Source organism: Niastella soli (assembly GCF_017742245.1).
Lineage (GTDB): Bacteria > Bacteroidota > Bacteroidia > Chitinophagales > Chitinophagaceae > Niastella > Niastella soli.
In genome coordinates, this window is record NZ_JAGHKO010000024.1 from 106,649 (window position 1) to 128,657 (window position 22,009).

Genomic DNA, 22,009 nt, shown 5'->3' on the forward strand with positions numbered 1-22,009 from the left:
TCTCTCTTTTATTAATCGCAACCGGCGCCTTTTATAAGTATCCGCGTACCGCGGATCTCATACGTAGCTTGCACCGATTCACAAATAATTTCCAGTTGATCATACAGGTTTTGCCCCTTTATATCACCTGTAAAAAGGCATTTTGCCAGGTTTTCATGCTCCATCACCATTTCAATATGATAAGCCTGTTCCAGGTAGTTAAGTACCCGTGCTATTGGGGCCTCCTCAAAAACGAAATTCAGTTCCGTTATTTTTTCTTCGGCATTCTTACTGGTTATTACCGGTAATGGTATTTCCACCAGCATGGTCCTGAAGTGGTGGTCAATGCCACTATAGATCACCTTTTGATTGGGTTTCAAGATCACACCACTCGATTCTTCATTCTTTCTTTCCTGTACCGTCTCCCGGCCGGCTTCATATACGGCAACCTTACCCGTTTGAACAGACACTTCAACATTTTTTGTCTGAGGGTTTGTCTTTACAAAAAAACTGGTGCCTAAAACCTGGGTAACAATATTCTTACTGTATACATAGAAAGGCGATTTGGGGTTACGGGTCACTTTAAAAAATGCATTCCCTTCCAGGTATACTTCCCGCTTAGGACCTTCAAACTGGTCGCGATAGCGCACAATGGCTTGGGGTTCCAGTATCACCAGGGAGCCATCGGGCAAGTGCACCGTATCATTAAAAAGCTGACTATTCTGCACCTGGTGCAAACCGGCGATCTCTTTTTGCTGTGTGGCAGTTTCTGGCTTTCTAATTGCCAGGTACCACCAGGCCGCTGTAACAATGCTCCCCGAAATCACAGCGGCGCTCAACCAGCGTATCCACACTGGTATAAGCTTCGCTGGTGGTATTACCTGCTTCCTGTTTTCAGTGAGCAGGGTTTGTTGTTGTATTTTCGGCCAAAGGCGTTCCAGGGTTTCTTTTATTTCGCCAGATGCAAGGCTAGGGGCTCTACCTTCCTCATCACCTAATAATTCATACCATTGTTCAACCAGTTTTCTTTCTTCCTCTGTACAATCATTTTCTACATACCGTTTTAGCAAATGATAAAAGGCCTTTCGATTCATGTAGTGTTGTTTGGTACTGCCCGATGAGCAGATTTTACTATAAGTCGGCTGTGCGGGAGACTTCCCTAAACAAGTGGAGAATTAATATGGTGGGTAAGATAAAAAAGATCACCTGGCAACCCATGCAATTATTGCAAAGTGGTGTAGCCAGGTTATCATAAATGCAAAAGATAAATTAACGGTTGCTATATAACCTGCTTGCCTGGGTTAGTCCTCCTCCACAACAGTAATTTGCAGAGAATCAAATTCCTCGGCAATCGTGGACTCTTCTGATTCATAAAATCGAATAACCGGCGGATTTTCCGGGTCAGCACTGAGGTCAAGCAGCAAGATCCCGCCATGGAACATTTCTGCATAGCTTTCGGGGCCATGGCAAAGACCCAACAAACCAATTGGAAGCCACTCTTTGTTCTCAACTCTCTCTATACAATCATCATCCATAAAGTAATCGTAAATATCCATCAGATCACAGCTGTTGCCCTGTAGGAAATCTCCCATTTGTTCCTGGGTCATTCCTTTCATCTTGCTGCTCATTTCAGCATATTCCCCATCTAATTGCTCCCAGTCAAGCATGATCAGATTTTCATTTTCTTCGTTAATTACAATCGTTAGATCTTTACCAATGTACGATTGCAATCTTTTTTTAATGGCTTCCATAGTTTTCAAAGAATTTTAGATTGGCAAGTATAATAAATTATAATTATTTATATTATGAAATTGGACAAGTTACAACCTGACAATGTACCTATTTCAATACACTGCTGCTGATCCATTTTACCTCATATTCGCTGCTATAAAAGAAGTAGCGGCCATCAGGAGTCAGGTACGGACAGTATTCATAGGTTTTTGTGTTGATACCGTAACCCATATTCCGGGGATTGCTCCACCGGCCTTTTACGTTATGCGTTATATACAGGTCTGCTTCGCCAAAACCATCGGGCCGGGTAGAGGTATACACCAGGAACGATTCATCGGGAGCAATCATTGGATCATGTTCATCAAAGACGGAATTGATCACCGGACCTAAATTAACCGGTTCTTCATAGCCTTTGGCCGACTTTTTACTCATATACAGGTCTAGATTTGCATTGCGGTCTGAGGCGAAATAGATATTCCCCGACCGGGCAACAGAAACATAGTATTCCGTACTATCGCTATTTACCCCGGTCAGGTATTCGGGCGCCGTATATTCATCGCCCTGCTTTACCATTTGATAGATATTGTAATCTTTGGTGGTATCGGCTTTGCCATTGGGCCGGTTAGAGATAAAATACAGGGCGTTGTCGACCCCAATAAAAGGATCAGCATTTGAATACAAGGTATCAAACAGGGTGCTAATGGTGGCTTCCTGCCACTGGTTGTTTTTGTACCTGCTTTCATAAATGATGTATTTCCCATTGCGACCCCGGGAAAAATAAAAGGTCTTTCCATCCGGAGAAAAAGCAGCATTAAAGTCCAGTCCCTCTTTTGATACAATGCCTGGCAAAAATATTTTAGCAATAGAATCGGGCCCTGGTTCCGGATAGGCAATGGTCGTACTATTTTTTCCGGAAGTATTGTTGGAAGAGCAGCTTATTATATGGAAGGCAAATACAATTAACAGCCATATCGGCAATAATGATGTATTGAATTTCATCGATAGGTTTTTTATTGGCTATCTGCCTTTCTCACAGGTGCATCAGGAATAATTCTACAATAATGAAATCTTTTAAATGTAACCGCATAAACTTAAGTGATTGCGTTACATGATATTCAACAGCCTTTTCAGAAAGATTCATGTGTTGGGCTATTTCCTTGGTAGAACGTTTTTCATACCTGCTTAACCGGAAGATCTCCTGGGTTTTCTGTGGCAGCTTTTTTATAGTATTATCAATGGCAATAGATAGTTCGTGTAACAACAACCTTGATTCTGAGAGGTTTTCCTGTACATTCATTTGCGCTGAGGCTGACTGGTAATATTTCTCACGAATAAGTTGTGCACGAATGTAATCGATTACCTGGTAACGTATGGCCGATTGGAGATAGGCCTGTAGTTGTTGTATCTGGGCAGTTTCCCGCTTTACCCATAAACTGACAAAAATGTTTTGTACCAGTTCTTCGGCTATGGGTTTTGATTTCACTTTTTTCAATGCGGCGAGCAACACCATTTCACTATAGCGCGCATAAATTTCCTCCAAAGCAGATGCATCACCGGCTTTGAGTAGTTTTAGCAATATCGCATCGTCAAATAGCTTGTAATTCATATGGCTGGCAATACAAATATAACTAATTAGAACGTGTGAAAATGTATATAAAGCGAATTGTATTACTAACACTAAATGTCGAACTAATTAAGGAATAATCAGCTTTCGGTTGTACTAACAGGCTAATTGCCGATATAAAGAAGCTAATATAGGATAAGGATGTTATAGGCGCTTTTATGCGCTGTTTTTAAATAAATATTACTTATTAGAAATTTTCTTAATTTTGAAGCCTTCTTCATTTTATCCTCTCTATTAAAACGGATAACCGATACCCGGTTTTGTTCACCCATAAAACGATTGTATATGAAAAAAATGTTTCTAGTGGCGTCATCCATCGTGATGCTTTCCTTTTTGGTTGCAGATAATACCATTAGCAAAAAGGAAAGGAACTATGCCACCAAATTGCTAAAAGACACCGAAAAAGCTGTTTTTGAACAGGTAAAAGGATTGACCCCGGCCCAATTGACGTTTAAGCCCGCACCTGACCGGTGGAGTGTTGAAGAATGCGTTAAACATATTGCCGCCAGTGAGGAAATGTTGTGGCAAATGGCTGATGGAACAATAAAACAACCGGCCAACCCCGAAAAGAAATCTGAAATAAAGTTTACCGATGAACAACTGGTGCAAAAAATTGAGGATCGCACCAATAAGGTAAAGACGGTAGAAAAGCTGCAACCGGAGAATATTCCATTAAAGAGCACCGAGGAAGCATTGGACTCTTTTAAAAAGAACCGGGAAAAACTGATTGATTATGTAAAAGGGACCAATGAAGATCTGCGTGCGCATATTGCCACCATGCCCTTTGGTTCGGTAGATAGTTATCAGTTGTTTTTATTTATTGCTGCGCACAGCAACCGGCATACTCAACAGATCATGGAGGTAAAAGCCGATCCTAATTTTCCCAAATGAAGAAAGGTGGCGAAACGAAAAACTGAAATGTTGACAAAATAGCTATAACGGTCAAAGGAATACACTCCTTTGACCGTTTTTTATTTTTAATTTTTAGTGATACCTGCTCTGGTCTTCTCTAAAAGGGTATTCACTTTAAATTTATTGGAGTAACTGTCATAATGAGCCAATTCAGCATCGTTGCGGAACTGCGCATCAAGAAACAGGTGAAAGGGGGAGTTATCGGGAAATGAACGCTTGAGGTTATCTACAGTCAACGGAACTATTTCTCCTTTGCCATACGTGGAATAGAAATACTTCCGCACCCGTTGTGTTCCCTTGGGTTGTGAAGTGTACACATCTCTATAATAGATCCAGACCGGGCCTTTTTCCAGGAAATAATAAGGGGTGAAGTTCCAGGTGCGAACAATGTCTTTTTTGTTCTTATAAGCATAGATCTCATCTTTGAACACATGTACCTTTTCGCCCTTGTGCTTCACAATAATATATGGCTTTGCAATAAATTCATTGAACCTTATTTTGTTATCCTCCGCTGGGCTGTTTGTGGCATAAGTAAGTCTGTTGTTTTCAAAATCATCGTAGGTGACGTATACTCCACTTTGGGCATTAACTCCTATTCCGGACGCTATAAATGATAATGCCATAAATATCGTTCTCATGATCTAATGTTTTAGTGATGATGCTATAAAGGCTGCAGGAACAGGTTAAAATGAACCGGTAATAGTAAATGATCAATAAAACAGCATGATCGCTGCTATTCAATCCATTCAAGAGATGGGGGAGTAGTGAAGGATCAGATCCGGTGTATGCAATTAAGAATAAAGAGGGGAATGGAAGCCGGCTGTGGTGGTGCATTGTTTAGAGGATACGCTTCTGTTAGCGTAGCCACTGCATGAAATGAATAGCCAGGAAAATCAGAAGCGATGGTTACTGGAAAGCTTTTTGCAACCCTGATCTGATTATCGGTATGTTTTTGCTCATGGCCCAGCTTTACCTGTTTGTGCTCCTCATTGCAATCCTTATTTTCCTTATTCAAAAGATCATGGTGAGCACTTTCACCAAGACCAACAGCAACCAGGTTTTCCAGGCAACAATCCAGCCGCAACGTAGCACCAAGGGTGCTGGTGAGATAAACGAGGGCCAATATGGTTACCAAATACTTTTTCATGAGTTGCTACCGCAAAAATAGCAATAGTTGTGCTTGGTTTTACTCTTTCGATTTATTGATTTATAGCTTTTAATACCAAATTAACAGGGTGCAATTGAATGCATTAATTAAATAAGCAAAACCGAATTATGAATGTTTGGGATGAAGTTGATCGCAAATGAAGGCAGGCGGTAGGAAGATCTGGAGAATTTTTACTGTTTTGATTGTGAAACTGAACTTAAAGGTGGAAGGGTGTTATTTTGCTTTTGTAAGACACAATATTGCAAAATAAAAAAAGCCGATGACCCGGCTTTTAGTCAAGGTCATAAAATGATTTTGCCATAGAAGGTACAGAAAGCATTTTAAGGAAATAGCTTTTTAAAAGCTGTTTTCAAAACAAATTTCGGGAGACCTCACCTGGCTGTAGAGAAGAGTAGATGTTGATAAACGAATATAAGAAATTATCTTTATGAATCAATCGAGCAACCAAATTTATGTTTATATACCCATCTACCACAAACGCAATTGTGTATACGATTGCTTGATGCGCAAAGATGCGTCTGTTTTTTGTGGGAGTGAAATAGGATCTGTATCTGGAGTTGACTGCACATGGTAAACTGCGGTTTCTTCAAATCGGCTGGCCACTATGATCTGTGTGTTGCCAGCATACTCATTGAACAATTGCTGAACCAGTTGGGGTGAATTATTGTCTCGCGATAGGTGGGCGAGTAACAGATGGCTCATGTAAGATGGCCGGTGTTTGGTAAATACTTCCAACGCCTGCTTATTGGAAAGATGTCCATGACCACCACGGATGCGATTTTTTAAATGCCGGGGATAGCTTCCTTTCTCCAACATCTCTTCATCATAATTGGCTTCCAGAAAAGCTGCATGGCAATATTTAAAGTGTAACGCCAAATGATCGCAGGGTGAACCTATGTCGGTAAAGATGCCAATGTTCACATTGTTGCCATTGACAATAAAACTATGCGGTTCGGCGGCATCATGAAATTTGGGGAATGCCTGAATGGCGAGCTCGCCGATCTGAACCGGTTCATACGGTTTAAAGGCAATTACCTGCTCTTTTTTTATATCAATGTTGCCGTGGTACAAAGTAGCATCGGTTATATATACCGGCAATTGGTATTTTTTGGCCAGTACCGGAATACCACTGATGTGATCAGTATGTTCGTGTGAAACAAAAATGGCTTTTACAGTTTGCATCGATAATCCTATGCGGGCCATGCGTCGTTCGGTTTCGCGGCAGGAGATGCCGGCATCTACCAGGATGGCTTCCTGGCCGTTGCCCACGTAATAACAGTTTCCATTACTTCCCGAATTCAGCGATGCAATATACAACGACATGTTGGGTGCAAATATAGGTTTTAATTCATCGACACAATTTCCATTTTCACCGAGGAACCGCCTGTCAGGCGCGAATAAGGCTTAAACTTTACAAATAAATCCGGTCAGACAAAGCATAACTCTACACAACCAAATCAAAAAGCATGGAAAGAAAACATTTTCTGAAGAATGGATTAGCCGCCCTTGGTCTGGCCGCTATTGCTCCTTTAGCCAGTGCCTGTAAAAAAGAAGCAGATTCCACAGATGGGGATTCCTCTTCCGGTACCGAAACGGGCTCCTGCACGGTATCGCCAACAGAAACTGAAGGCCCGTTTCCCACCAAATCGCCCAGCACGCTCGTAAAATCCGATATTACGGGCGACAGGACAGGGGTGCCATTCACCATCAAGATCACTGTCAAAAACAAGAACGGCGATTGTTCGGCATTAAGCGGCGCCCTGGTCGATATCTGGCATTGCGATAAGGATGGCAATTATTCTGAGTACGGCGGTACTGGTATGCAATCAACCAATTACACATCGGTACACTTTTTACGGGGCCGACAAACCACTGATTCTAATGGCTTAGTAACATTTACCTCCATTTTTCCTGGTTGGTATTCCGGCCGGTCTACCCATATTCATGTTCACATTTATAACACGGCTGGCAAGTCTTTGCTGGTAACCCAGATCTCCTTTCCCGAAGGCAGTGATAGTGCTGTAGTTGCCGTAAATGGCAGCGGCGGTACTTCTTATGGTTATACCAAAGGCATGAGTGGATATACCTATAAAGAAAAAGATAACGTATTCAGCGATGATAGTGCCAATATTGAATTGTCAACGGTGACCGGCAGTTTGTCTGGCGGCTATACGCTTACCCATACGATTAATGTGGCAGCTTAATAAGTGGGTGTATGTATAAAGGAACAATCAGATTGTGTTATAGAAAAGTGATTGATGTTCATTCGGTAAAACCATGGGACAAACTGGTGTTTGAGGATACCTATAATGAGCTCCTGCTGCAATCGCAATACTATAACCAGGAAAAGAAATATACTTCCTTCAGCGATCTTATTACTCATGTGCCGGCGGCCGAAAAGTTACATTTTCTCGTAAGCGCCGCCGTCATTGGGTATTTGCAACAATTGCAAGGAAAGGTTCCCGATCTGTTAAACAGCCTCGGCCGATTGTTTCTCCCGTTTAATAACTACCGGTTCGAGATCATCAACTCTGATTTGCTACATAAAGCCAAACACCAGGTGGCAATTAATTTTTTTTCTGACCACCTGGAATGGCTTGACACGATCAACAACCAGTTATTACTCTCCATTCCCGGTAATCTGGAAAATGGAGAACAATTGACCGAGCTGTTTACGATACCGCCTTTTGTAAGCGTTTATTCAATAAAACCAACAGCAAACCATGGTGCAGCATAACAAGGGAAAAATATTCCTGGCTGAAGAACGGGGGCATCAGGAGATAGATTGGTTCCGAAGTTACAACACGTTCAACTTCGGCCACTATAACCAGGCGCACAAAACTCCGTTCGGTCCATTGTATGTACTGAACGATGATACCCTGGCTGGTGGCAAAAGCATCTCTATGACCGTTGAAGCTGATTCGGTAATAGTGCTTATACCGGTTGTAGGAACTATTGCTTACACCGACAGCTGCGGACATGCAAACTATATTTCAGCTGGTGAATGTCAGTTGTATACAACACCAAAAGATACTACCATTCAAATAAGCAATCCGTATCAGGACGAACTGGTGAACTTTTTGCAGATCTGGTTGCATGCTTCAGGAACTGATACCGATAATGCTCCGCTTGCAATTGCTTTTGATATTATAAATAAGAATAACCAGGTAGTGCCAATACCCGTCAATCACCCGCATTACAAATTCAGCATTGGTAAATTCCAGGGGCGTCAGGAATCTGTATATAAACTGAGCGATACCCGGAACGGACTATTCGCATTTGTTATTCAGGGCGCTTTTGAAGTACAATACCGCTTATTGCATCCACGCGATGGGCTGGCTTTGTGGGAAGCCCCGGAAGTAGAGTGGGAGGCATTAAGCAACGAGGCTATAATCTTAGTTATGGAAATCCCGTTTTTGAATGAAAATGACCTGTAAGATTCATCGAGTGTTGCATTATTGGGCTGTTGTATTGAATCTGACAGGTCATTTTAATGAACTACGACTTGTCAGAGCCTGCCCCGCTTTGCAGGGACCGCTTAATCGCACTAATTGTTCAGCACCCGATGGCGGAATCTTACAGGTCTAAGCTATCTCTTACTTCAATTAATTAGCCAACGGATTGTTCTGTAATTCAACATCCGGTAAATTAAACAGCACCCTCGTAGGCACTGGTTTGCGGTTGGGGAACTTGATCACTGCATTAACGCCATTGATGGTTTGCGCTACCCGGTTGGTACGCACCATGTCGAACCAGCGCTTGCTTTCGCCAATAAACTCATAACCCCTCTCCCGGAATACCAACTCATCAAATGAGGCTTCACTTAACCCGGCAGGCAGATCGGCCACAGCGCTGGTTGTATTAGTCGGCAATCCATATGCCCGGCGACGCACCTGGTTAATAGCACCATAGGCAGCAACTGTTGGTCCGCCAGCCACCTTGTTGTCGGCTTCTGCAAATATCAATAGCACATCTGAAAATCGATATAAATAAAAATCATTGCCATTGCCTGTGTCAATAGGCGCATCGGGGTCTTTGTATTTACCCAGTCGCATATCATAAATATCTTTTTCAATTTCCGCGGCTGTTACCACTCCATTGATCAAATACTTATCATATAAACTGAATTTCTTACGCAGGTCATTATCATCCCAGTTTTTAATTAAGGGCGCCTGGGAAATAATGCCACCAAATTTATTCCCGCTTACTGAAAAGCCGGCTGCCTTTGCTTTTGAATCGGCCCAATAAGAAGCCATGAAAGCACCTTTATCAACTATCTGGGAGAACTTCAAAGAGAACACATCTTCTTTATTGGTCGCTAACGTTGGGGAATAGACCGTTGCAAGCGAAGATTCCAGCTCATAACCATAGGTAGCTTTGTTGTCAATCACCTCTTTGGCTTTATCACGCGCCAGTTGAAACTGGCCCATTGTCAGGTAAATATCGGCTAAAGCAGTTTTGGCTGCGCCTGCTGTTGCCCGGCCTGGCGAAGTAGTGGTATTCGGTAAATTAGCTTCGGCAAATTTCATATCTTTTATAACTGAGTCGTATATGACATTGACCGGAGACAGCGCCATCCCTACATCATTGGCGTTTACAATGGGTTGCAACCGCAAAGGCACCTTGCCCCACACCCGAACGGCAAAATAGTAACAATAACCCCGCACAAAATACGCTTCGCCATAGGCTTTGTTTTTTATGGCGTCAGACAGGGTCGTATTTCGGTTCAAATTATCGATCAGGGAGTTGGCGCGACCAATAGCTTCATATAACGTTGTCCAGGGTTGGGCCAAACTATTGGGCTGGCTCATCACATTATTGTAATTGCTCCAGCTTAATTGTATAGATCCGCCATCCGCATATTCACTCATCAATTCAAGCCCCAGTCCAGTAGTAGACTCCCATAACCGGCCACGGCTGCGCGTCAATGGTTCATACATTCCTATAACTGTTTGGTCCAGCGTAGTGGGGTCCAGCGTACCTAAAGTAGCTGTGGCCTTTGGTTTTTCATCCAGTAATTTTTTACAACCAGTATTGCTAACTAGCAGCATGGTTGTAGTGAGAAGTATATAAAATATCTTTTGTTTCATCATACAAAGTTTGAAGTGAGTTATCAGTTGTGAGTGGACTCGCAATTTTGAGAATACTTTACTACCTTGCATCTCCAAAATTTTTCTGCCTTCTGCCTTCTGCCTTCTGCCTTCTGCCTTCTGCCTTCTGCCTTCTGCCTTTTAAAATGTGATCCCAAACCCTATGTTATAAGTCCTGGCAGCAGGATAAGCACCCAGGTCCACCCCTTGCCGGCGATCATTACCATTGAACGTATTTACCTCAGGATCGTATCCCGAATAATCGGTAATGGTAAGCAGGTTCTGCGCGCTTACATACATATTCAGGTTTTTAATGGCCTTGCTTTTCAAGGCTATGTTATAATCCAATCGAATGTTACGCAATCGGAAAAAGGAGCCGTTTTCCATATACCGGTCACTGCGGAAATGATAGTTGCTGGCAGTAAGGCTGGGGGTGCTATAGAGATCATTGACCGCTTTCAGTTTGTTATACTGGTTCACTGGTGTTGGGATGGTCATATCAAACAAAACGGCATTATTGATGCGTGACCCGCTTACGCCAGCCCACACAGAAGATAACGTTAGGCGTTTATACCGGATGGTGGGGTTGATCCCGTAATACAGATCGGGGTATGGACTGCCAATGATCTGGTTGTCCAGCGCATTGATAAGGTCGCGGCCCGTAGCATCTTTATCGCTATTCAGGTTTTCATATAAAGGAATGCCGTCTTTATCCATGCCCAGGAACTTCGGTCCAAAAAAGGCCGAAAGTGGTTGACCCGGACGAATTATACTGTTGGAACCGGAGGCGTCGTTCCCACCGGCTATAGTAGGTATATCTTTGCCATCCTTTGTTTTGGTAACTTTATTCTTATTGTGCGACAGGTTTATATCGATGTTGATCGCCCAGTCATCATTATTGTAAATGTTTGTCCCTAACGTAAATTCCCAGCCTTTGTTTTGCACTTCACCAACGTTATCGATGATCTGGCCCGGGCCAGAACCAATACCGGCACCCACGCCGGCACTGGGCGGCAATTGCACCAGTGCCAGGAGGTCGGTGGTTGTTTTTATATAATAATCAAAGCTCAGCCGGAATCGTTCATGCAGAATACCGGCGTCGAACCCTACATCGGTTTGCGTGGTGGTTTCCCATTTCAGATTGTCATTGGGGAAAGTAGGCGCCAACCCCACAGCTAAACCTGTTCCGGCACCCTGGCCTGTGTTTACGGTTTGTCCCAGTAATAACGATTGATAGGGTTTTATGGCAGGGTTGCCCGCCTGTCCCCAACTACCACGTACCTTTAAACTCGATAGCCAGGTGACATTTTGCAGAAACGCTTCTTCCGACATCCGCCAGGCAGCAGACAGGGAAGGGAACACCCCGTATTTATTATTTTCAGCAAAAACGGAGGCGCCGTCCCTACGTATGCTGGCAGCGAAAAGGTACTTCTCTTTCAGATTCAGTCGTACACGGGCAAAGGCGCTGACAATCGCATTCTCAATAACGTTAGTGAGCGGTTTGCTGACTGAATTGGCAGAATTGAAATTTAGTTCTTTAACTGGTCTGTTCCAAAACCAGCCGCAGCCAGGTCAATTGTATTGAGTCGTTCTTTTTGGTATGATACGCCACCAATGGCTTCCAGGTAAGAAGCGGGCGTGAGGTTGTATTTATATTCCAGAAAGTCTTCAGCCAGCAGCGATGTCTTATCATAATTGCCCAATTCGGCTGAGCCAATGTTATTACCCAGACGCGGTAAAATGCGGGGGAAATACAGATCGCGGCGTATACTATAAAAGTCGGCAGACAACCGTGTTGTATTAGTTAATCCCTGGGCGATCGTTACTTTAAGATCAACACCGCCCTGAATACGGGTGGTAGTATTTTGGTCAAGCACCTCAATGGCCATCGCCACCGGGTTCTCGGCATCAATGCCATTAAAGCTAAACGGCGTAACATCTGAATACGTACCATCCGGGTTCTTTATCGGCACTGTACTTATGGCACGCAGTACAGAACCGATCCCTGATTTACCCAGGTTGCGGGTATTATCGCCAACAGAAGGAGAAAAGCCATTTTGTTTCGCCCGGGAAACTGTGAGGCGCGATTGAATGGTAAAAATATCACTTACTTTACTCTCAAGATTTAACCGAAGGGAACCACGTTGGTATCCGCTGTTACGCACAATACCCTGTTGATTGGTGTAACCGGTAGAAATGTAGTAACGCGTTTTTTCGTTCCCGCCGGAAATGCTCAGGTTATTATTGGTAAGCAAAGCAGTGCGGAACACTTCATCCTGCCAGTCGGTATTCACTTCGTTCACCCCGGGCGTATATGCGGCCAGGTCAGCAGGGAAGGCAATCCCTGAATTGGTATAATACCGTTTGGAAAAATCAACATACTCATCGGCGTTCATCAACTCCAGTTTCCTGCGTATCTTTTGCATACCGGCAGAACTTTCAAAAACCACCCTTGCCTGTCCGGACCGGCCCGAGCGGGTAGTGACCATCACTACACCATTGGCACCGCGTGATCCGTAAATGGCAGTGGCCGAAGCATCTTTCAATACTTCAATGGATTCAATGTCGGAAGGATTGATGGTAGCCAGTCCGTTGGCACCCCGTACATCGTCATTAAACTGCGGCAACCCGTCAATAACATACAGCGGTTCATTACCACCCGCAATAGACGAAACGCCGCGTACGCGCACGCTGATACCGGCCCCTGGCTGCCCGGAGGTTTGTTGCACCTGCACACCTGCCAGCCGGCCCGATACCGCCTGCTCCACGCTTACTACCGGCATTTCGCGCAGCTTATCACTTCTGATAGAAGAAACAGCGCCGGTGAGTTCGGTCTTTCGTTGGGTGCCATACCCAATTACAACCACATCCGATAGGCCCTGGGCTTCTTCTTTTAACTGCAGCTCAAGCGGCATACCGGCGGTAGCCAGTATTTCTTTTTTTTCAAAACCAACGGAGGAAAACACCAGCATTACTTTATCTCCTGGTGCTGTAATAGAGAACCTGCCATCGGCGGCAGTAGCAGTAGTTACTTTACTATTCTTGATCTGAACAGTGACCCCAGCGAGCGGGGATTGCTGCGGGTTGGTAACTCTTCCGGTAAACTGTTTGTTTTGTGCAAAAGCAACAGTACACCAGCTCATTACCAACGCAACAAAGGTTAGTTTGGCTGTCGGCATAGCAATAGTTTTGATTTGTAATTGCAAGACAATAAATCCAGGCCAATTTGATGTACCTGTTTTGCTTTATTTACGGAAACGTTTCCGTGTGACTGCCTGTTAACTTAATGCATACATTATAAATCTTCATAAAGCAACACATGCTGAAAATCGATAATATCGGTCTGTTGGTCTGCGATTTTATCCACAACAGCGAAAAATCAATGCCGCATAACAGATAAAGCGTGAAATTGCCTCGCATAACGGCACTATGCTTCTATTATGATTTAATGGCATTTGTAAAACACCTCGCCCGCAACCATTGAAATGATCATAACCCCTATCAATAGTCTTTTGATATTGCCGTAGTTATTGCCCGGTCCATACTTAAATTTTATATCGTCTTTATGAAAAGATCGTTACGCCTTGTTGTGCCTGTATTTTTCATCCTGTGTATAACATGCGCTTGTTCAAAGAATGATACAGGTGCGCATTGTATAAACTGGGTAGGCGATTATTCTTTCCACGAATTGCCGGTGCCTACCGCTACAGGCATTAATAAGATCATGGAATGGGAGTTATCTGTATCACTACAACACGACACCTGCTTTGGCGAATTGGAAATAACGGGTTTAACTACTTATATAAAACTACTCACCATCTTATCGGGCGATTCTTCCAAAGTAGCTGTTACCTATTTCAAATACCTCGATGGTTCACAGGATTTTAAACCGGGTGAAGTATTGTTCAACCTGAACAAAGAAGGTGATCAATTGATCACCGACTGGAAGAAGCTGCAACCTATGCTGGATGAGTTCCCGGCACTGGAAGGCACTTGTTTTAATAAATTGAAAAAAAGAAAACAGGACGATCTCTAACATGGCAGGGTTAAAAAAATATTGTAACCGTTTACATTAATTAAAATCTTTTCCTATTTTAGTTACCGGAACATGTAGCCTATTTAACCCAACCAACGACTGCTGCCATAATGAGATACGTGGATTTTACCAGTGAAGAACTGTGGAAACAATTTCTACCGGGCGATCACCTTGCGCTCGATACCATTGTAAAACGTCATTACAATTTACTCTATCAATACGGTTGTAAATTTACCCGCGATGCGGCCCTGGTAAAGGATTGTATCCAGGACCTGTTCCTGTACCTGTGGCACAGACGGAATACTATTAATGAGACCGCTTCGGTAGAACATTATCTCATGAAAGCATTGCGACGCCGCCTGGCTCGTGCACTTTCAAAAAGCGGTTCAATGGAAGGTATTGGTTTTCTCGAATTCAAAGATGTTGCCGCATCCCCAGATGAACAGCTCATTCAACAGGAACAAAAAGCTGCGTTAGCAGACAAAATAAAAAAATGCATCCTCCAACTCTCCAGGCGGCAACAGGAGATCATATATTTACGTTTTTACCTCAATGCAAGCGCAGCCGATATCGCCGATATTATGCAACTAAACCGTCAATCGGTATATAATCTCCTGAACGATGCGCTTAATAAATTACGTCAACATACCGGCGCTTATTTCAAACCTGCCATGGCTTTATCAATCATCTTATTATTGGTACTTAGCCAGTTATAGATTTTTCCAATTACAAAATCGCGAAATCTCAAAATTTCTTCTTAAAAAGCCAGTAGATATTCTTAATCCGTGTGTATTGGATTGGTAGGAGTATACAACCAGATGAAAAATCCGGATATTAACAGCATAGATGACTTACTGGCCAATGAATTGTTCAGAAAATGGATCCTCGAAAAAGATGAAGCAGCCGCCATATTCTGGAGCCAATGGATTGAACAAAATCCAGCCCGACTGGAGTGGGTAGCCGCCGCTAAAGCAATTATAGAAACGCTAACAGAAAGCGATAAACAGCTTACTGACCTTGAAATAAACAGGGAAGCTGACCTGATTCAACAGAAATTGTTATCCCTTAACCCAGCAATGTACGATGACGAAGAACCCGGATACCTGGAGACCTACAACAACGGTAAAGAGTTAGGTTCGAAAGGTATCCTTTTTTTACCGCGCACGCGCGGTACCCGGCATTTGGTAGGCATTGCAGCTTCGCTGTTAATGATCGCAGGCGTTTACTGGTATTATAATAATAAGCCGCGCCCGTTGCCCATCAATGCATACAAAGCCTTTATGCAGGAAACAAAACATAAAAGCTTTGAGTACAAAAATAATTCAGATGGGGAGCAACACATTGTATTGTCAGATGGGAGTGAAGTAGTGCTGGAAAAGAACAGCCGGTTAACCTATGCGGCCAATTTTTCATCGGGTAAAAGAGAAGTGTACCTCGAGGGCAATGCCTTTTTTAATATAACCCGCAATCCAGAACGTCCTTTTATTGTATATACCCAAACAATAGTGACCAAAGTATTGGGCACCAGCTTTTATGTAAAAGCCATGAGCAGTGACGAAACTGCCAGCGTTGTGGTAAAAACAGGTAAAGTATCTGTTTTTAAACGGGAGAATTTCACCAGTACCGATGCTGGTTCTCCTACTTTGAAAGGAATGGTAGTGACCCCCAACCAACAGGTGGTATACGATATCACCAACGAACAAATGAATAAATCGCTGGTTGAAAAGCCGGCCATCGCACCCCAAACAACATACAGCTTTGATTTTGACGATACCCCTGCAATAGAAGTATTTAACCGGTTGCAGGCCGCTTATGGCGTACCCATCCTGATCGATGAAGAAGTGCTGAAAACCTGCACCATTGCTGCCTCGTTAGGCAATGAACCGTTCTATGAAAAACTGCGCATCATTTGTAAGATCATAAATGCTACTTACGAGGTTATAGATGGCACGGTAGTGATAAACACCAGGGGATGTAAATGAGGGAAGGGGAAATACTTTGCCCGCTGAAGCTTTGGCGAAAGCGGGGGCAATAGGCCTCAACGCGGCCCACAAAAGGCAGAGAAAACACAACTAATGTACTAACTGCAACCAACATAAAAACCGAACTCGGAACTCTTATTCTGTAACCAAAACTAACTGTATATGTAACCAACTATTGCTTGCCATTTGCCATTCTTCCTTGCCCGCCGAAGCTTTAACGGAGGTGCCACCTTCCAAAGGCGGGTAAAAAAAGAAGCCTGTAATGTTGGCCCATTACAAGCTTCCGGTTGTTACCTGTATCTGCTTTTTGCACAGTAGGATACAGGCCGTTGATTTCAATTATTATTAAAACCAAGGATTGCAATTTATGAAAAATTATTTTTCATTAGTGACTGCCATTATGAAACTATCTGCCATCCCGATCTTGTTGCTGTTGACCTCCTTTTGTAGCCTTGCCAAAGTCACCACGGCCCAGGACATACTGGCCAAAAATGTCACCATTTCAGTTTCTAATAAAGAACTGAAATCGGTACTGAAAGAGGTTGGTAAAATGACCGGCGCCAGGTTCCTGTACAGCCGCGAAATTATTCAATCTGACCGCCGCGTTACCATCAGTGTAAAGGATAAACCGCTGTCAGACTTTCTTTCCCAAATGCTTACTCCTTTGCACATTAGTTTCGAAGTAGATAAGAATGGGTACATTTTTTTAAACACTGTCGCTACTGCCGGAGCTGTCTTCGGCAGTGTTGGTGATGTCTTTGACAATAACACCGGTCTGGAAACATTGCCGGTGGTACTACCGGGCAAGATCACGGGGAAGATAGTAACAGAGGAAGGGAATGCCGTGGTTAGCGCCAACATTCAGATAAAAGGTACCAGTCGTGGTACTACAACCAATAAAGAAGGGGTGTTTGAACTGAATACAGCCGATGAAGATAAAGTATTGATCATTTCAGCTATTGGATATGAGAAGCAGGAAATAGTGATCGCAAAAGAAACCCGTTTTCTTATCGTCCTGAAAGCGCAGGTAATAAACCTCGATGATGTGGTAGTGATCGGGTATGGCACGCAGAAACGGAAAGATGTGAACAGTTCTATTGTTTCTATAAAAGCCGAAGACCTGAAGAACCTGCCCCAAACCGGCATCGATCAAATGCTGCAGGGCAAAGCCTCCGGCGTTACCGTAACACAGAACTCCGGCGCCCCCGGTGGCGGCGTATCCGTAAAGATCCGCGGTATCTCCACCTTTGGCGGCACAGAACCCTTATATGTAATAGATGGAGTTCCGCTGGAAGGCAATAATAACAAAGACGCAATTTCATTTGTAGGCGATGGTGAAAGCAATATGAGCGCCCTGTCCTTTTTAAACCCCAACGATATTTTATCAGTAGACATTCTGAAAGATGCTTCCGCCACCTCTATCTATGGTAACCGCGGCGCCAATGGCGTTATTATTATCACCACCAAAAAAGGAAAAGCCGGCGATGGTAAAATAACCTTCGATGGTTATTATGGTATTGCGAACGTTACCAAATACCTCGATCTGATGGACCTGAAAGGGTATGCCGTGTATAAGAACAGTATTGCCGATTTTACCGGAACAGAACGGACGCCACAATTCGCCAATATCGATCTGCTGGGACCTGGTACCGACTGGCAACGGGAGATCTTTAAATCCGCGGCCATTCAAAACTACCAGCTGGCATTGTCGGGTGGTAAACTGGGAACTACTTATTATATCTCCGGTAACTATTTCAACCAGGAAGGTACTATTATAGGCTCGGGTTTAAAACGTAAAACCATTCGGGTTAACCTCGATAACCAGGTAAAGCCCTGGTTAAAACTGGGTATGAATGGCAGTTACAGCAGCACCGGTCAAACCATTACCTTGACCAACAATTCCAATAACAATTACGGCAATGTGATCGCCATGGCCATACAGCAGTCGCCCGATGTGCCTGTGACAAATGTTGATGGTACTTATGGCGGACCAAGTGATATTACCGGTCTGGGTGCTATGAGCGGTGGTAATCCAGTAGCGCAGGCCACTACCTTTCATACGCTGCTTACAAAAAACAAACTGCAAAGCAACCTGTACATACAAACGACCTTCCTGAAAGACTTCACTTTCCGGTCTGACTTCGGCAGTGACCTCAACTGGAACAATAGCGAGGCCTGGATGCCAACGTTTGCCTGGGGCCGCAGTATCAACAACCTCAATAGTTATAAAGTACAAACCAATAAAACAACATTCTGGAACTGGCGCAATGTGCTCACCTGGCAAAAAAGAATAAAAGAACATGACGTCACCGTATTGGTGGGACAGGAATCACAGAAGTATGAATCGAACAGTGTAACTTCTTCAAGATCGAAATTCGTTTCGAACGACCTGTATTCATTGAACCTGGGTGACCCTGCTACGGCCAGCGCCACCCAAAGCCTGGGACAAAGCACGCAGGAATCGTACTTCAGCCGGATCATTTATTCATACGATAACCGCTATTCATTTACCGCCAATATAAGAAGGGACCGTACCAGCAAATTTGCCCCTGGCAAACAGGTGGGCTGGTTCCCTGGCATCTCCGCCTCCTGGACGATCTCGAATGAAGAATTTTTCAGGTCATTTGCTGCCATCAATCACCTGAAAATAAGGGTCGGCTATGGAGAAATAGGCAATCAGAATGTACCCAACTATGCTTATGGTGCCGCACTTAGCCCTACATTCATCAACACGTCGGCCTTTGGCAGCGGGTTAGGGCAATACCTCAGCAATTATGCCAATCCGGATGTGACCTGGGAACACCAGGCGCAAACCAACCTGGGGATCGATGTAGGCATTACACAGCGGTTCGATGTTACTGTCGATCTGTACAATAAGCTCTCTGATAAATTTCTGTTCCCGGCTACCTATCCGGCGTTTACAGGTATAGGTATACCCAACAGCGGCACCCTGGCAATGGCAGCGCCGTGGGTGAACTATGGCAAAATGCAAAACAAGGGATACGATCTCTCGGTTGTATATCACACCGGCAAAAATGCAAAAGTCGAATGGAAGAGCTCGTTGGTATTCTCTCATTACCGCAATACGGTAAAAGAACTGAACAGCCAGACCAGTAACATCATACAAACCCTGGCGGTGAATGGCAACCCACCGATCACAAAAACACTGGTGGGCCAACCGGTTGGTTTATTCTATGGATATGAAGCAATAGGCCTGTTCCAGTCAATTGAACAACTAAATGGCGCTGCCATTCGTGCCGGCAAGGACCGGGATGCCAAGAACGGTACTTACCTGGGCGATGTTCAGTTCCGGGACCAGGATAAAAGCGGCGCTATTGATGGTGACGACCGGGTGATCATCGGGAACCCCAACCCCAAATTCACGTTTGGCTTTACCAACAACCTCTCTTACGCAAATTTCGATGCTTCCATCTTCCTGACCGGTACTTATGGCAACGATATTTTTAACTATACGCGGGTATGGGGGGAAGGCATGTCGGCCACTTCCGGCAATCAAATGGCCACGGTAAAAGACCGCTGGACGTATGAGAACTGGAACACATCCATGCCGCGTTATGCAAATGCTGACCCCAACGAAAACTCAGGTATCTCCACCCGGTTTATTGAAGACGGTTCCTACCTGCGTATTCAGAATATAACGCTGGGCTACAACTTTACCACGTTGGTGCACCGGCAACTGAAAGCCATTTCAAGGATCCGGGCATATGTTTCCATCCAAAACCTGCACACATTTACCCACTATTCCGGATATGATCCGGAGGTAGGGCCGGTAAATGGGAACGTATTCCTGAACGGCATCGATCTGGGCCGTTACCCGGTACCCCGAACAATTACCGGTGGCATAAACGTTGAGTTTTAATATCTCCTGAACCAGCCAAAATATTATAACGATGAAGCCAACTTGTAAAAATATAATAGGTGTATTGGGTATGACCCTGGCAGTATCGGCTATGGTTGCCTGTAAAAAATCTTTCTTCGACGGAACACCCAAAGGACAATATACAGAAGTTACTTATTTTAAAACCCCGGCAGAAGTACAGGCCGCTACGGCTGCTTTATATGGCGCACCCTGGTTTAATTTTAACTGTACTTACAGTATGAGTATTGGCGATGTGTACTCGGGCAACTCTACCGGCGATGCCAACTCGGCTATGACACAGTTCCAGAACATGAACGTTACTCAATCAAATGAGTACCTGTACAAAGGCTGGGCCTCACTGTACAGCGTCGTTGGGCAGGTAAACGGCATTTTGAAGAACCTGGCCAATAATCCCAATGCAGCCAGCCTGGATGCCATCACCGTAAATACAGCCAGCGGCGAATGCTATTTCATGCGGGCCGCCGCTTATTTTTACCTGGTAAGAAACTATGGCGCGGTGCCTATTGTTACAGAAGCAAATGATTACTCAGTCGATTACCAGTTACCCCGCCACATAGTATCGGATGTATACAAGTTAATCATCAACGATCTTAAACAGGCTGAAGCCAAATTGCCTGCAAAGGCAAGTGCTCCCGGCCGGGTTTCGGCAGGCGCCGCCAAAGCCCTGCTGGCAAAAGTATACCTCACGCTCGATGACTTTGCTAACGCCAAGGCCAAAGCCTGGGAATTGATCAGTAACGAAAGCACTTATGGATATGGGTTAATGGATAAATTTGAAGACCTGTTCTATACCCGTAACAACAATAACAAGGAGTCTGTGTGGGCCCTCCAATGGATAGCCAGCAATGCCGAAGGCGCTTATGGCACCGGTAATGTTACTCAGGCCTATTGTGCCGCTTACGGCCAGGAACTCACGGGTGGCACCGATGGTTGGGGCAGTTTTAAACCCAGCATTGATTTACAACGGGATTCCATTGCCGGCGACCTGCGCAGAAAACCCACGTATATGCGTGCGAATGATAAATACCCTGAATTACTGCAGGCAAGAGGTGGGTATACCTATCCATCCTGCAAATCGAAAACAGGCGCCAATGTAAAAAAATATGTAGTGGGCAATTATGAAGACAATGTAGCCACAGGCGGCGCATATAGTATGTCAACAGGCATAAACACCTATATGATCCGCTATTCCGATGTGTTGCTCACTTATGTAGAAGCAGTAATAGGGAACAATACTTCTACCAGTGATCCTGTTGCCATTGCACAGTTCCTGCGGGTAAGGGCCAGGGCCGGTCTGGGCGGTACGCCTGTTGCCAGTATTTCGACCGATGACCTGTTACGCGAACGCAGACTGGAATTCGCATTTGAAGGCCAGTACTGGTATGATATACTTCGCCTGCCTCAGGACATAGCACTGAAGAAATTAAGCAACACCGAAAGAGGTATGTTTGAAGGCTGGTGTGGCGATGGCGCCGTTGTTACAAACAAAATATCTGTTAATGCCAACATGCTGTTGTTCCCATTGCCTCAATCGGAAATTGATATAGATCCCAAACTGGCAGAAACACCGGTACCTTATTATTAAA

Annotated in this window: 19 protein-coding genes; 9 read left to right on the forward strand and 10 right to left on the reverse strand. The window is 44.3% G+C overall.

The window, feature by feature from the left end:
- Nucleotides 1–11 precede the first annotated feature (11 nt).
- From J7I42_RS33275 to J7I42_RS33290, 4 genes are all read right to left on the reverse strand, one after another.
- A complete protein-coding gene (locus tag J7I42_RS33275) occupies nucleotides 12–1,073 on the reverse strand; it encodes a FecR family protein (RefSeq protein ID WP_209144548.1) in 1,062 nt (353 codons plus the stop codon).
- Between the two features lie 207 nt (nucleotides 1,074–1,280).
- The gene (locus J7I42_RS33280; protein ID WP_209144550.1) at nucleotides 1,281–1,730 is read right to left on the reverse strand and encodes a hypothetical protein; all 450 of its coding nucleotides are present in this window, start codon (nucleotides 1,728–1,730) and stop codon (nucleotides 1,281–1,283) included.
- A gap of 88 nt (nucleotides 1,731–1,818) precedes the next feature.
- Complete coding sequence (locus J7I42_RS33285; protein WP_209144552.1) at nucleotides 1,819–2,709, reverse strand: PD40 domain-containing protein; 891 nt, start codon at nucleotides 2,707–2,709, stop codon at nucleotides 1,819–1,821.
- A 31-nt stretch (nucleotides 2,710–2,740) separates the two neighbouring features.
- Nucleotides 2,741–3,316 (reverse strand): RNA polymerase sigma factor, encoded by a 576-nt coding sequence (locus J7I42_RS33290; RefSeq protein WP_209144554.1) that lies wholly within the window; start codon nucleotides 3,314–3,316, stop codon nucleotides 2,741–2,743.
- A gap of 303 nt (nucleotides 3,317–3,619) precedes the next feature.
- Between J7I42_RS33290 and J7I42_RS33295 the strand changes: the two genes are divergently transcribed.
- On the forward strand, nucleotides 3,620–4,225 hold the full coding sequence (locus J7I42_RS33295) for a DinB family protein (RefSeq protein WP_209144557.1): 606 nt from the start codon (nucleotides 3,620–3,622) through the stop codon (nucleotides 4,223–4,225).
- 86 nt (nucleotides 4,226–4,311) lie between these two features.
- On the opposite strand, the gene J7I42_RS33300 is transcribed toward J7I42_RS33295, so the two are convergent.
- The 3 genes from J7I42_RS33300 to J7I42_RS33310 all read right to left on the reverse strand — a co-directional run bounded on the left by J7I42_RS33300 (nucleotide 4,312) and on the right by J7I42_RS33310 (nucleotide 6,737).
- The gene (locus J7I42_RS33300) at nucleotides 4,312–4,884 is read right to left on the reverse strand and encodes a hypothetical protein (protein WP_209144560.1); all 573 of its coding nucleotides are present in this window, start codon (nucleotides 4,882–4,884) and stop codon (nucleotides 4,312–4,314) included.
- Between the two features lie 134 nt (nucleotides 4,885–5,018).
- Entirely contained in the window at nucleotides 5,019–5,393 is a 375-nt protein-coding gene (locus J7I42_RS33305) for a hypothetical protein (protein ID WP_209144562.1), read from the reverse strand.
- 489 nt (nucleotides 5,394–5,882) lie between these two features.
- Nucleotides 5,883–6,737, reverse strand: a complete 855-nt coding sequence (locus tag J7I42_RS33310) for an MBL fold metallo-hydrolase (protein ID WP_209144564.1) — start codon at nucleotides 6,735–6,737, stop codon at nucleotides 5,883–5,885.
- Between the two features lie 143 nt (nucleotides 6,738–6,880).
- Between J7I42_RS33310 and J7I42_RS33315 the strand changes: the two genes are divergently transcribed.
- The 3 genes from J7I42_RS33315 to J7I42_RS33325 are packed head-to-tail and all read left to right on the forward strand — an operon-like array spanning nucleotide 6,881 to nucleotide 8,851.
- Entirely contained in the window at nucleotides 6,881–7,618 is a 738-nt protein-coding gene (locus tag J7I42_RS33315) for a dioxygenase family protein (protein ID WP_209144566.1), read from the forward strand.
- An 11-nt stretch (nucleotides 7,619–7,629) separates the two neighbouring features.
- Nucleotides 7,630–8,151 carry a hypothetical protein gene (locus tag J7I42_RS33320; protein WP_209144568.1) on the forward strand — a complete coding sequence of 174 codons (522 nt, stop codon included), beginning with the start codon at nucleotides 7,630–7,632 and terminating at the stop codon, nucleotides 8,149–8,151.
- A complete protein-coding gene (locus J7I42_RS33325; protein ID WP_209144570.1) occupies nucleotides 8,138–8,851 on the forward strand; it encodes a pirin family protein in 714 nt (237 codons plus the stop codon). The genes J7I42_RS33320 and J7I42_RS33325 overlap by 14 nt, the downstream gene beginning before the upstream one ends.
- Nucleotides 8,852–9,019: 168 nt before the next feature.
- On the opposite strand, the gene J7I42_RS33330 is transcribed toward J7I42_RS33325, so the two are convergent.
- The 3 genes from J7I42_RS33330 to J7I42_RS33340 all read right to left on the reverse strand — a co-directional run bounded on the left by J7I42_RS33330 (nucleotide 9,020) and on the right by J7I42_RS33340 (nucleotide 13,683).
- A complete protein-coding gene (locus J7I42_RS33330) occupies nucleotides 9,020–10,504 on the reverse strand; it encodes a RagB/SusD family nutrient uptake outer membrane protein (protein WP_209144572.1) in 1,485 nt (494 codons plus the stop codon).
- Nucleotides 10,505–10,645: 141 nt separating this feature from the next.
- Nucleotides 10,646–11,866 carry a TonB-dependent receptor domain-containing protein gene (locus tag J7I42_RS33335; protein ID WP_378573371.1) on the reverse strand — a complete coding sequence of 407 codons (1,221 nt, stop codon included), beginning with the start codon at nucleotides 11,864–11,866 and terminating at the stop codon, nucleotides 10,646–10,648.
- 167 nt (nucleotides 11,867–12,033) lie between these two features.
- Nucleotides 12,034–13,683 (reverse strand): SusC/RagA family TonB-linked outer membrane protein, encoded by a 1,650-nt coding sequence (locus J7I42_RS33340; RefSeq protein ID WP_209144574.1) that lies wholly within the window; start codon nucleotides 13,681–13,683, stop codon nucleotides 12,034–12,036.
- 386 nt (nucleotides 13,684–14,069) lie between these two features.
- Here J7I42_RS33340 and J7I42_RS33345 point away from each other — a divergent pair, with 386 nt between their 5' ends.
- The 5 genes from J7I42_RS33345 to J7I42_RS33365 all read left to right on the forward strand — a co-directional run bounded on the left by J7I42_RS33345 (nucleotide 14,070) and on the right by J7I42_RS33365 (nucleotide 22,008).
- Complete coding sequence (locus J7I42_RS33345; protein WP_209144576.1) at nucleotides 14,070–14,540, forward strand: DUF5991 domain-containing protein; 471 nt, start codon at nucleotides 14,070–14,072, stop codon at nucleotides 14,538–14,540.
- Between the two features lie 110 nt (nucleotides 14,541–14,650).
- Complete coding sequence (locus tag J7I42_RS33350) at nucleotides 14,651–15,256, forward strand: RNA polymerase sigma factor (protein ID WP_209144578.1); 606 nt, start codon at nucleotides 14,651–14,653, stop codon at nucleotides 15,254–15,256.
- A gap of 102 nt (nucleotides 15,257–15,358) precedes the next feature.
- Nucleotides 15,359–16,522 carry a FecR family protein gene (locus J7I42_RS33355; RefSeq protein ID WP_209144580.1) on the forward strand — a complete coding sequence of 388 codons (1,164 nt, stop codon included), beginning with the start codon at nucleotides 15,359–15,361 and terminating at the stop codon, nucleotides 16,520–16,522.
- A 367-nt stretch (nucleotides 16,523–16,889) separates the two neighbouring features.
- Entirely contained in the window at nucleotides 16,890–20,402 is a 3,513-nt protein-coding gene (locus J7I42_RS33360; protein WP_209144582.1) for a TonB-dependent receptor, read from the forward strand.
- Nucleotides 20,403–20,433: 31 nt separating this feature from the next.
- Nucleotides 20,434–22,008: a RagB/SusD family nutrient uptake outer membrane protein gene (locus J7I42_RS33365; RefSeq protein ID WP_209144584.1), complete on the forward strand. Its 1,575-nt coding sequence runs from the start codon at nucleotides 20,434–20,436 to the stop codon at nucleotides 22,006–22,008.
- The last annotated feature ends 1 nt before the right edge of the window (nucleotide 22,009 follow it).